Raw genomic sequence first — 12,077 nt, 5'->3', positions numbered from 1 at the left:
GCCCCTGGTTTTTAGCGTAATGAAGCCGCATCTGAAAAATGCGTTTCCACCAATACCTTATGCGGGGCAGGTTTACCCGCAATGCACCTGAACAACAAATCGCAGCTCTCTTCGCCCAGCTTTCTCGTGGGGATATCAAAACCGCCTGGTGCAGGGGTTAAAATGAGAGATAGCATCGGGTCGCTGTATCCTGCCATTGCGACCTGTTCCGGGATCGTCAGATTTAGCTCATCCGCGGCACGATAAAGACTCAGCAATTTCATGCTGTCCGTCGCAAAAACCGCATCGGGCGGGTTGTCTGAAGAGAGTAGCTGACAGGCCGCCTGAAGCGCGCTTTCATGGGTATACCCGCCATCAATAACCCAGTCCGGGTTAATCGCTATACCCTGCTTCTCAAGGCTCGATTTATAGCCCGCCAGGCGATCGATAGAAACGTGATAATCGAGCGGGGCATGCAGGCAGGCAATTTTAGTGCGACCATGTTTGATAAATGAGTCGGTTAATATGGCGCTGTCGCGGAAATTATCCGTGTCGACAGAATAGATATTCTGGTAATTGCCTTCCACTTTACCAATAACGACCACGGGCACACCGTATTCGTCCAGCGTCGCGAAAAAAGATTCGTTCGCTGGCGAGCTTAGCATGATGATCCCTTTGATCATCTTCTGCTTAATTTTACCCACGCATTTTTGCAGATCATCTTCGCTGCTTTTGGACGTTTGTAAAATAACATCAAAACCTTCTTCTTCTGCTTTTGCCGTTATGGTATGCAGTACATCAGAGAAAAACGGATTGCCTGCGGTGGTTTTGGTTGAGCGGGTCGAAATAACCATAATGGCGTCGAAGCCAGAAGAGGTGAGTGCGCGGGCAAGTTTATTCGGTTGATAATTTAATTCTTCTATCGCCTTCAACACCTTTTCGCGCGCTTCAGGAGAAATATTCGTTTGTTTATTCAGAACGCGCGACACGGTTGATTTCGAAACGCCAGCAACGCGGGCAATATCATAGATGGTGGGTGACATACACCTTACTCACTCCAGACGGACAGCAATTGCGCCCATCTTACTGGAGAAAAAACGGCAATAGCAATAATTAAGAATTGATAATCAACGATCTGCCCCAATTTACTGTATTCTGAAGTGACTTTTTTCAGGGTTCCAGGCAATGAAGGACGGCGATGAAGCGACTTAAAAACGAATTCAATTCTCTGGTGAACCGTGGCGTTGATCGCCATCTGCGTCTTGCCGTGACGGGGCTGAGCCGCAGCGGTAAGACAGCATTCATTACGGCGATGGTCAATCAGCTGTTGAACCTGCATGCAGGGGCGCGTCTGCCATTGCTTAGCGCAGTGCGCGAGGAGCGGTTGCTGGGGGTGAAACGCGTACCGCAACGTGATTTTGGCATCCCCCGTTTCACCTATGATGAAGGTCTGGCGCAGTTATACGGGGAGCCTCCCGCCTGGCCCACCCCGACGCGTGGCGTGAGCGAAATCCGGCTTGCGCTTCGTTTCCGCTCGAATGAATCCCTGATGCGTCACTTCAAAGAAACGTCCACGCTCTATCTCGAAATTGTGGATTATCCGGGCGAATGGTTGCTCGATTTACCGATGCTGGCGCAGGATTACCTGAGCTGGTCCCGACAGATGACCGGTCTGTTGCAGGGGCAGCGGGCAGCGTGGTCGACCAAATGGCGCCAGCTTTGCGAAGGGCTGGACCCGCTGGCACCGGCGGATGAAAACCGTCTGGCCGTCATAGCTGAAGCCTGGACGGATTACCTGCATCAGTGCAAGCAGGAGGGGTTGCATTTTATTCAGCCGGGCCGTTTTGTTCTGCCGGGCGATTTAGCCGGTGCTCCCGCGCTACAGTTTTTCCCGTGGCCGGACGTTGACAGCATCGGCGAATCGAAACTGGCGCAGGCGGACAAGACCACCAACGCCGGTATGCTCCGCGAGCGATACAATTATTACTGTGAGAAGGTGGTTAAGGGCTTTTATAAAAATCACTTTTTACGCTTTGACCGCCAGATCGTGCTGGTGGACTGCCTGCAACCGCTCAACAGCGGGCCGCAGGCGTTCAATGATATGCGGCTGGCGCTGACGCAGCTGATGCAAAGCTTTCATTATGGCCAGCGTACGCTGTTTCGCCGTTTGTTCTCGCCGGTCATCGACAAGCTGCTGTTTGCCGCCACAAAAGCTGACCATGTGACGGTCGATCAGCACGCCAACATGGTATCCCTGCTGCAACAGCTGGTGCAGGATGCCTGGCAGAATGCGGCTTTCGAAGGGATCAGCATGGACTGTCTGGGGCTGGCGTCCGTACAGGCAACGCAGAGTGGGTTGATTGACCTGAATGGCGAGAAAATTCCGGCCCTGCGGGGCAACCGTCTCAGCGACGGTGAGCCGCTCACGGTCTATCCGGGGGAAGTTCCGGCGCGTCTGCCGGGCCAGGCTTTCTGGCAAAGCCAGGGTTTTCAGTTCGAAGCCTTCCGTCCGCAGAGCATGAACGTTGACCAGCCATTGCCGCATATCCGTCTGGATGCCGCGCTGGAATTTTTAATTGGAGATAAATTGCGATGACGGAACCGTTAAAACCACGCATTGATTTTACCGGCCAGCTTGAGCAGTCCCCGCATGAGGCGTTTAAAACGGCGCAAACCTTCAGCGGCTCGCAGGCCGACAACTTTGCTCCCGTGCTGGCAGACGAGCCGTTGGCTGAAGAGGGGCAGGCGGAAGCGGTGGTTGATGCGGCACTGCGCCCGAAACGCAGCCTGTGGCGCAAGATGGTGACCGCCGGGTTAGCCCTTTTTGGTGTGAGCGTAATCGGCCAGGGCGTGCAGTGGGGCGTCAATGCCTGGCAAACGCAGGACTGGGTGGCGCTGGGGGGATGCGCCGCCGGGGCGTTGATTGTTGGTGCGGGCGTTGGCTCGGTCGTCACCGAGTGGCGTCGCCTCTGGCGTTTGCGTCAGCGTGCCCACGAACGCGATGAGGCGCGGGATCTGCTGCACAGTCACGGCACAGGAAAAGGGCGTGCTTTTTGTGAAAAGCTTGCGGCTCAGGCCGGGATAGATCACTCTCACCCGGCGCTTCAGCGCTGGTATGCGGCGATCCACGAAACCCAGAATGATCAGGAAGTGGTCACGCTCTATGCCCACATTGTTCAGCCGGTGCTGGATGCGCAGGCTCGTCGTGAGATCAGCCGCTCGGCGGCGGAATCCACCCTGATGATCGCCGTCAGTCCGCTGGCAATGGTGGACATGGCCTTTATTGCCTGGCGCAACCTGCGCCTGATCAACCGCATCGCCAGACTGTACGGTATTGAGCTTGGCTATTACAGCCGACTGCGCCTGTTCAAACTGGTATTGCTGAATATCGCCTTCGCCGGGGCAAGCGAACTTGTGCGGGAGGTCGGGATGGACTGGATGTCGCAGGATCTTGCGGCGCGTCTCTCTGCCCGGGCGGCGCAGGGGATTGGTGCCGGTCTGCTGACGGCACGCCTGGGCATCAAAGCGATGGAGGTTTGTCGTCCACTCCCCTGGATCGATGATGATAAGCCGCGGCTGGGGGATTTCCGTCGCGAATTAATTGGTCAGCTTAAAGAGACGCTCAATAAAAAACCTGCTCAGTGAGGTTTTGTTTACTAATCGTGCGGGCTGTCAATATTTGTTGACAGCCACCTTCCCGAACACCGTGATCTGACATATCATTTTATTGTTATTGGCTTAAACGGTGAATTTCCCATGCGTCTGGAAGTCTTTTGTGAGGACCGTCTCGGTCTGACCCGCGAGTTACTCGATCTTCTTGTTTTACGTAGCATTGATTTACGTGGCATAGAGATCGACCCTGTCGGGCGAATTTACCTCAATTTTGCCGAAATTGAATTTAATACCTTCAGTAGCCTGATGGCGGAAATCCGCCGTATCGCTGGCGTTACGGATGTACGCACCATCCCCTGGATGCCGTCCGAGCGGGAACATCTTGCGCTGAGCGCGCTGCTGGAAGCAATGCCGGAGCCGTTTCTCTCTCTCGATCTGAAAAATAAAGTCGAGCGCGTTAACCAGGCCAGCTGCCAGCTGTTTGCGCAGACTCAGGAAAAACTTATCGGGCACCACGCCACGCAACTGATTACCGGTTTTAATTTCCAGCGCTGGCTGGACAGCAACCCGCAAAATACCCATAGCGAGCATGTCGTTATCAACGGACAGAATTTCCTGATGGAGATCACGCCGGTCTACCTGAAAGGGGAAAATGCCGCGCGGGTGCTCACCGGCGCGGTGATCATGCTGCGCTCCACGGTGCGCATGGGACGCCAGTTACAGAATCTTTCCAGCCAGGACGTCGGCGCATTCAGCCAGATTATTGCGGTGAGCCCGAAGATGCGTCATGTAATCGACCAGGCGCGCAAGCTGGCAAATCTTACGGCGCCGCTGCTGATTACCGGGGATACCGGTACGGGGAAAGATCTGCTGGCGCATGCTGTGCACATGGCCAGCCCGCGTGCGGCAAAACCGTATCTGGCGCTGAACTGCGCGTCTATTCCTGAAGATGCGGTGGAAAGTGAGCTGTTCGGGCATGCGCCGGAAGGCAAAAAAGGCTTCTTTGAACAGGCGAACGGCGGCTCGGTGCTGCTGGACGAGATTGGCGAAATGTCGCCACGCATGCAGGCGAAACTGCTTCGTTTTCTCAATGACGGCACGTTTCGCCGCGTGGGGGAAGATCATGAAGTACACGTGGATGTGCGCGTCATCTGCGCTACCCAGAAAAACCTGGTGGAGCTGGTGCAGAAAGGGGTATTCCGCGAAGATCTCTACTATCGTCTCAACGTTCTGACGCTCAATATTCCGCCGCTGCGCGATTGCCCGCAGGACATCATGCCGTTGACAGAACTGTTTGTGGCCCGTTTTGCCGATGAGCAGGGCGTACCGCGTCCGAAGCTCTCAGCCGACCTGGGCACCGTGCTGACGCGTTACGGCTGGCCGGGCAATATTCGTCAGCTTAAAAACGCGGTCTATCGCGCATTAACTCAGCTTGAAGGGTATGAACTGCGCCCTCAGGATATTCTGTTGCCGGATTACGATGCCGGGACGGTCTCGGTAGGCGAAGAGGCAATGGAAGGCTCGCTGGATGATATCACCAGCCGTTTCGAGCGTTCAGTGTTAACGCAGCTTTATCGCAGCTATCCGAGCACGCGTAAGCTGGCTAAACGTCTTGGGGTGTCACATACCGCGATTGCGAATAAGCTGCGCGAGTATGGGTTAAATCAGAAGAAGGGTGACGAATAAATAAAAAAGCCTCTTTGCAGAGGCTTTTTTACGTTTAGGCTTTAAGCGCCTCAAGTGCAGCGGTGTAATCCGGTTCGGTAGTGATTTCGTTGACCAGCTCACTGAAAACAACGTTGTCGTTTTCATCGATCACCAGCACCGCACGAGCAGCCAGACCTTTCAGCGCGCCTTCGGAAATGGCAACACCGTATTTTTCCAGGAAATCCGGGCTGCGCAGAGTGGAAAGGGTGATAACGTTGCTCAGGCCTTCAGCGCCGCAGAAGCGGGACTGGGCAAACGGCAGGTCAGCAGAAATGCACAGCACCACGGTGTTGTCCATTTCGGTCGCCAGCTGGTTGAATTTACGCACTGATGCAGCGCAAACGCCAGTATCGATGCTTGGGAAAATGTTCAGGACTTTACGTTTGCCAGCAAACTGGCTCAGCGTGACGTCAGACAGATCTTTAGCCACCAGAGTAAAAGGCTGTGCTTTGCTGCCAGACTGTGGGATGGAACCTGCAACAGCAACCGGGTTGCCCTGGAAATGAACGAGTTGTGACATAGATATCTTCCTGTTTACAAATAGTTAACGTCGTGGCTAGTGTATGTCATCCGCAGTTAGCACGGCAAACCAATTTTCTGCCTTTCCGGCCTGCAAGGAGTCAGTGATGAGAAGCGTTAAGGTCTATGAAGAAGCCTGGCCATTGCACACCCCGTTTGTGATCTCGCGCGGCAGCCGTAATGAGGCCTGCGTGGTCGTGGTTGAATGTGAAGAGGACGGCGTAAAAGGCGTCGGAGAATGTACCCCTTATCCTCGCTACGGAGAAAGCCTGGCGTCAGTCATGGCGCAAATTATGACGGTGGTGCCCGAGTTGCAGGCGGGCCTGACGCGTGAGGCTCTTCAGCTTCGGTTGCCGGCCGGCGCGGCACGCAACGCGATTGACTGCGCACTCTGGAGTCTGGAAGCGGCGAAACAACAAAAACCGCTGCCTGCGCTGCTGGACGTTGCGCTGCCGCAATCGATCGTCACCGCGCAAACGGTGGTCATCGGTGAACCAGAGCAAATGGCCGCCAGCGCTCAGGCGTTATATGCCACCGGTGCAACCTTATTAAAGGTGAAGCTCGACGATCGTCTGATTAGCGAACGCATGGTCGCCATTCGTGCGGCGGTGCCTGATGCCACTCTTATCGTCGATGCGAACGAATCATGGCATAGCGAAGGGCTGGCAGCCCGTTGTCAGCTGCTTGCCGATTTGGGCGTTGCCATGCTTGAGCAACCCCTCCCGGCAGAAGACGATGCCGCGCTGGCGAATTTTATTCATCCGCTTCCCGTCTGTGCAGATGAAAGCTGTCATACCCGTGAGAGCCTGTCAGCCCTCGAGGGACGCTACGAAATGGTGAACATTAAACTGGATAAAACAGGTGGATTAACCGAGGCTCTGGCTCTGGCACAAGATGCGCAGGCGCAAGGCTTTGCTCTGATGCTGGGCTGTATGTTGTGTACGTCCAGAGCGATCGGCGCTGCACTCCCGCTGGTGAACAGCGTGCGCTTTGCCGATCTGGACGGCCCAACCTGGCTGGCGGTTGACGTCTCACCCGCGCTGAATTTTACCTCCGGCGTACTTCATCTTTGAGGCTGCCAGCGCAGGAGATCTGTCATCGCCCGCAGGTATTTTTCGCTCGCTTCATCCGAGGAGATGGGCGGAAACTCAGCGGTGATACAGTGAAGGCTGAGGTCCGCGCACCAGCTGCCAAAAGACCCGGGTGTTTCATAGCCAACGCTGCTCACCAGAGGTAGAGCAAACGCATCCGCCAGCCACTGTCCGAGCGCCGTATGACGAGGATCTTCAATACAGGCGAGGGGATCGTGGAAAGAGACAACCCAGGCCGGGTGGATCTTATGAATAAGCTGGCACAGCGCCTGAGTCTCCGGTTCGGAACCGGGTTTGTCTCCCGTGAGCAGGACCACATCTCGCTCCTGCGCCGAACTGTTCCAGCGATACACCGTTTCACCGGCGCGCCAGTTTGCCGCCGGGAAGTTCCTGTTCAGGTCAACGCCGCGTGCATTCGCCCGTAATCCAAGCTGACAACCGTCCGGGTTGACGGACAAAATCACATGATGACGTCGTAAATCGGGGGCCAGCGTACGTAGCGCGCACGAGAGCGTCACGACAGACGAGTTTTCATCGCCATGCGTGCCTGCAATGATTAAGCCGCTATTGCGATCGGCCTCGGGGGCCGGAAACCAGATCAGCGGCGCACCTAAAAATGAGCGTCCATAATGTTCAGTTCCGGGCGGGAAGGCGCCGCGTTCCGTTCTTGGTCGGGTAGTTGCCATAGTAAACCCTGATGATAAAGTCACTTCTGGCAGTGTTGTGCAAAAGCCGCGCTTAATCAAATAGTTTCCGTGTGTATGGAAAATTGCCTGACATCAACTTTCCGGAGGAAGCATTTGCATTTCTCCGTTTCGAAACAAATAATTACGCATCTGCCTGTTACCTGACATCATTAAGGGGATCGTATGAAGCATCCTGTTTCGCTTCTTTGTACTGCGCTGTGGCTGTGCGGGCTTTCTTCACTTTCATATGCCGCGGAGGTTCCCGAAGGAACGGTTCTGGCGCAAAAGCAGGAGCTGGTTCGACATATCAAAGATGAGCCCGCTTCGCTCGATCCGGCAAAAGCGGTGGGGTTGCCCGAGATACAGGTGATCCGCGACCTCTATGAAGGGCTGGTGAATCAGAACGAAAAAGGGGAGTTAGTTCCCGGCGTGGCGACGCGCTGGCAGAGCAATGACAATCGTGTCTGGACGTTCACGTTGCGGGATAACGCTAAGTGGTCTGACGGTACCCCGGTGACGGCACACGATTTTGTCTATAGCTGGCGTCGTCTGGTTGATCCTAAAACAACGTCACCTTTCGCCTGGTTCGCGGCGCTGGCGGGCATTAACAATGCCCAGGCCATTATCGATGGCAAAGCTGCTCCGGATACGCTCGGCGTGACGGCGGTGGATGCTAAAACGCTGCGCGTGCAGCTTGACAAACCGCTGCCCTGGTTCAGCAATCTGACGGCTAACTTCGCGTTTTATCCTGTTCAAAAGGCCAATGTGGAAAGCGGTAAGGAATGGACGCGGCCTGGCGCGCTCATTGGCAACGGTGCGTATGTGCTGAAAGATCGCGTGGTGAATGAAAAACTGGTGGTTGAGCCAAATTCACATTACTGGGATAACGCCAGGACGGTGCTTAAAAAAGTCACCTTTGTGCCGATCAACCAAGAGTCCTCGGCGACCAAACGCTATCTGGCGAGCGATATCGATATTACAGAATCGTTTCCGAAAAACATGTACCAGAAGCTGCTTAAAGATATTCCGGGACAGGTATATACACCGCCACAGCTTGGGACCTATTACTACGCGTTTAACACGCAAAAAGGCCCAACCGCGGATGCCCGCGTACGTCTCGCGCTCAGCATGACTATCGACAGACGTATTATGGCGGAAAAAGTCCTGGGGACCGGCGAGAAACCGGCCTGGCATTTTACTCCCGATGTCACTGCGGGTTTTACGCCGGAAACCTCGCCATTGGAGCAGATGTCGCAGCAGGAGCTGAATGCGCAGGCGAAAACATTGTTGCAGGCGGCAGGCTATGGCCCTCAGCGTCCGCTAAAATTAACGCTGCTGTATAACACGTCTGAAAACCACCAGAAAATCGCGATTGCCGTCGCATCCATGTGGAAGAAAAATCTGGGTGTTGACGTTAAGTTGCAGAATCAGGAGTGGAAAACCTACATCGACAGCCGCAATACCGGGAATTTTGACGTCATCCGTGCATCGTGGGTAGGGGACTACAACGAGCCGTCGACATTCCTGTCGCTGCTGACCTCCTCCCATAGCGGGAATATCTCACGATTCAACGATCCTGCTTACGATAAGATTATTCATCAGGCGACGCTCGAAACCACTGAAAAAGCGCGTAATGCCGACTACAACATGGCCGAGAAGATCCTCACCGAGAAAGCACCGATTGCCCCTATTTATCAGTACACCAATGGACGTCTCATCAAGCCATGGGTTAAAGGTTATCCGATAAATAACCCAGAGGATGTTGCGTACAGCCGTACAATGTATATTGAAAAGCATTAAAAAGAGGTCAGGGCGCTACGTGATTATGGTAAACATCCATTAACTGCATAAGCGCCCGCTCTCAGGGGGCATGATTTTACAGCCTGGTTATTACCGAATATCCCCTTCATATCAGCCCATCACTCATTGTCATGATGAATATCTTCAGAGAGATTCTTTCTCCCGTTTATCGAAAAACGCGTAGTCATTTATTCGCCATTCCTGTAGCAGTATAGTCATTACTGTTTTCAAGATTAAATTTGTCCGATACAGGATTTTTTCATATTCAGGCCATTTATTGAATTAAAACCTTATTTCTCTGCGCTGTTACGGGGCGTGTTAATAAATGCATTGATGTAAATCAATTATTCAACCTCATGGAACAATAAGTTCAATATTTCCAAACAAAGCAGTCATTCCTGCCAGATTAATGTGAATAAATGGTTAATTTTTACTGTATGTCATGTATCTATGGCATTTATGAGTACAATAATTTAGTGGAATATTCTTAAGAAAAGTCCAATGGTAGATCTTTGATCTGAGAAGTTGATTTTAAATGGGCTTTTGCTCTAATATGGTTTTGTAAAGAAACGTCACTCACTTAACATTTATTTCTTTTAAATAAAGGGACTGCTATGGCCGATTCATTCCAGAATGAGGTGCCCAAGGCACGCATAAACTTAAAGCTGGCTCTGCATACAGGTGGCGCGCAGAAGAAAATCGAACTGCCGCTTAAACTCCTCACCGTCGGTGATTTCAGTAATGGAAAAGAGAATCGCCCATTATCGGAAAGGGAGAAAATTAACGTCAATAAAAATAACTTCAACAGCGTACTTTCGGAATTTAACCCGGAAGTGAATCTGACGGTTCCTAACACAATGGCCGGGGATGGTTCGGAAGAAAGCATAAAACTGAATTTTTCCGATATTAAGGATTTCGAACCTGAACAGGTTGCCCGCCAGATCCCCCAGCTCCGCGCCATGCTGGCCATGCGTAATTTATTACGCGACCTCAAATCCAATCTCCTTGATAACGCCACTTTCAGAAAAGAACTCGAGAAAATTCTTAAAGACCCGGCGCTGTCTCAGGAATTACGCGACGAAATGAGTGCACTGGCCCCGAAATAAGCGGCATGTGTAATTTAATGGATTAACCGGGAATATGCTGATGTCTGTGAATACTGAAACCGCCTCCGCGCAGGGGCAGACCACCGTACTGGAAAAAGAGGGCGTTTACGCCTCCCTGTTTGAAAAAATCAACCTGACCCCGGCCTCCAGCCTGGGGGATATCAATGCGTTTCTGGATGACGCCGCGCTTTCTGACGCTCCGGCGGGTGAACGCCTGACGGCGGCGATGCAGGTGTTTATGGACTGCATCCGCAAATCCGGTCAGCCGGTGGAGAAGCTCGATAAAACGCTGATTGACCACCATATCGCTGAGCTGGATTTCCAGATCAGCCGTCAGCTGGATGCCGTAATGCATCACCAGGAGTTCCAGAAGGTGGAATCCCTGTGGCGCGGCCTGAAGCAGCTGGTGGACAGCACCGACTACCGCCAGAATGTGAAAACCGAAATTCTGGATGTGTCGAAAGAAGATCTGCGTCAGGACTTTGAAGACGCGCCGGAACTTATCCAGAGCGGCCTCTACTGGCACACCTATACCGCCGAATACGACACCCCGGGCGGCGAGCCGATTGGCTCCGTGATTTCATCCTATGAATTTGACGCCAGCCCGCAGGATGTGGCGCTACTGCGCAACATCTCTAAAGTGTCAGCTGCCGCACATATGCCGTTTATTGGCTCTGTCGGTCCGAAATTCTTCCTGAAAGACTCCATGGAAGAGGTCGCTGCAATTAAGGATATCGGCAACTACTTCGACCGCGCGGAGTACATCAAGTGGAAATCCTTCCGCGACACCGACGACGCCCGCTACATCGGCCTCGTGATGCCGCGCGTGCTGGGGCGTCTGCCGTATGGCCCGGACACCGTACCTGTACGCAGCTTTAACTACGTTGAGCAGGTGAAAGGCCCGGATCACGAGAAATACCTGTGGACCAGCGCGTCGTTCTCCTTCGCGTCAAACATGGTGAAGAGCTTCATCAATAACGGCTGGTGCGTGCAGATCCGTGGCCCGCAGGCGGGCGGGGCGGTGAAAGACCTGCCTATTCATCTGTACGATCTGGGCACCGGCAACCAGGTGAAAATCCCGTCAGAGGTGATGATCCCGGAGACCCGCGAGTTCGAGTTTGCCAACCTCGGCTTTATTCCGCTCTCGTATTACAAAAACCGCGACTATGCCTGCTTCTTCTCGGCAAACTCCGCGCAGAAACCGGCGCTGTATGACACCGCAGATGCCACGGCCAACAGCCGCATCAACGCCCGTCTGCCGTACATCTTCCTGCTGTCGCGTATTGCGCACTACCTGAAGCTCATCCAGCGCGAAAACATCGGCACCACCAAGGACCGCCGTCTGCTGGAGCTGGAGCTGAATACCTGGGTGCGTAGTCTGGTGACGGAAATGACCGATCCGGGCGATGAGTTGCAGGCTTCTCATCCGCTGCGTGACGCGAAGGTGGTGGTGGAAGATATCGAAGACAACCCGGGTTTCTTCCGCGTGAAGCTGTTTGCGGTGCCGCACTTCCAGGTGGAAGGCATGGATGTGAACCTGTCTCTGGTGAGCCAGATGCCGAAAGCGAAAGCGTAAC

At 53.7% G+C, this 12,077-nt stretch carries 10 protein-coding genes; 7 read left to right on the top strand and 3 right to left on the bottom strand.

Translation table 11 applies throughout. The features are described from left to right. Positions 1 to 11: 11 nt before the first annotated feature. Positions 12 to 1,022: a LacI family DNA-binding transcriptional regulator gene (locus ACNQ0W_RS03705; protein WP_062932959.1), complete on the bottom strand. Its 1,011-nt coding sequence runs from the start codon at positions 1,020 to 1,022 to the stop codon at positions 12 to 14. A 155-nt stretch (positions 1,023 to 1,177) separates the two neighbouring features. Between ACNQ0W_RS03705 and ACNQ0W_RS03700 the strand changes: the two genes are divergently transcribed. The 3 genes from ACNQ0W_RS03700 to tyrR all read left to right on the top strand — a co-directional run bounded on the left by ACNQ0W_RS03700 (position 1,178) and on the right by tyrR (position 5,277). Then, on the top strand, positions 1,178 to 2,575 hold the full coding sequence (locus ACNQ0W_RS03700; RefSeq protein WP_047719510.1) for a YcjX family protein: 1,398 nt from the start codon (positions 1,178 to 1,180) through the stop codon (positions 2,573 to 2,575). Further along, positions 2,572 to 3,624 carry a YcjF family protein gene (locus ACNQ0W_RS03695; protein WP_062932960.1) on the top strand — a complete coding sequence of 351 codons (1,053 nt, stop codon included), beginning with the start codon at positions 2,572 to 2,574 and terminating at the stop codon, positions 3,622 to 3,624. Before ACNQ0W_RS03700 ends, ACNQ0W_RS03695 begins: the two co-directional genes overlap by 4 nt. A gap of 111 nt (positions 3,625 to 3,735) precedes the next feature. Then, entirely contained in the window at positions 3,736 to 5,277 is a 1,542-nt protein-coding gene (tyrR, locus tag ACNQ0W_RS03690; RefSeq protein ID WP_003856887.1) for a transcriptional regulator TyrR, read from the top strand. Between the two features lie 34 nt (positions 5,278 to 5,311). Here the strand turns inward: tyrR and tpx are convergent, their stop codons facing one another. Next, positions 5,312 to 5,818 (bottom strand): thiol peroxidase, encoded by a 507-nt coding sequence (gene tpx / locus ACNQ0W_RS03685; RefSeq protein ID WP_003856889.1) that lies wholly within the window; start codon positions 5,816 to 5,818, stop codon positions 5,312 to 5,314. A 106-nt stretch (positions 5,819 to 5,924) separates the two neighbouring features. On the opposite strand from tpx, the gene ycjG reads away from it, so the two are divergent. Continuing rightward, a complete protein-coding gene (gene ycjG, locus ACNQ0W_RS03680; RefSeq protein WP_047637249.1) occupies positions 5,925 to 6,890 on the top strand; it encodes an L-Ala-D/L-Glu epimerase in 966 nt (321 codons plus the stop codon). Here ycjG and mpaA read toward each other — a convergent pair. Continuing rightward, positions 6,881 to 7,594, bottom strand: a complete 714-nt coding sequence (gene mpaA / locus ACNQ0W_RS03675; RefSeq protein ID WP_023324777.1) for a murein tripeptide amidase MpaA — start codon at positions 7,592 to 7,594, stop codon at positions 6,881 to 6,883. The two genes, ycjG and mpaA, sit on opposite strands and share 10 nt — an antisense overlap. A gap of 183 nt (positions 7,595 to 7,777) precedes the next feature. On the opposite strand from mpaA, the gene ACNQ0W_RS03670 reads away from it, so the two are divergent. From ACNQ0W_RS03670 to tssC, 3 genes are all read left to right on the top strand, one after another. After that, positions 7,778 to 9,394, top strand: a complete 1,617-nt coding sequence (locus ACNQ0W_RS03670; protein WP_062932961.1) for a peptide ABC transporter substrate-binding protein — start codon at positions 7,778 to 7,780, stop codon at positions 9,392 to 9,394. Between the two features lie 614 nt (positions 9,395 to 10,008). Further along, positions 10,009 to 10,500 (top strand): type VI secretion system contractile sheath small subunit, encoded by a 492-nt coding sequence (gene tssB, locus ACNQ0W_RS03665; protein WP_003856899.1) that lies wholly within the window; start codon positions 10,009 to 10,011, stop codon positions 10,498 to 10,500. Between the two features lie 40 nt (positions 10,501 to 10,540). Continuing rightward, on the top strand, positions 10,541 to 12,076 hold the full coding sequence (gene tssC / locus ACNQ0W_RS03660) for a type VI secretion system contractile sheath large subunit (protein WP_023324775.1): 1,536 nt from the start codon (positions 10,541 to 10,543) through the stop codon (positions 12,074 to 12,076). Position 12,077: the final 1 nt, after the last annotated feature.

Source organism: Enterobacter cloacae complex sp. 6730903 (assembly GCF_048283985.1).
Taxonomy (GTDB): domain Bacteria; phylum Pseudomonadota; class Gammaproteobacteria; order Enterobacterales; family Enterobacteriaceae; genus Enterobacter; species Enterobacter hormaechei_C.
The sequence above is the reverse complement of the archived record's forward strand: the minus strand, read 5'-3'. Positions and strand labels throughout refer to the sequence as shown.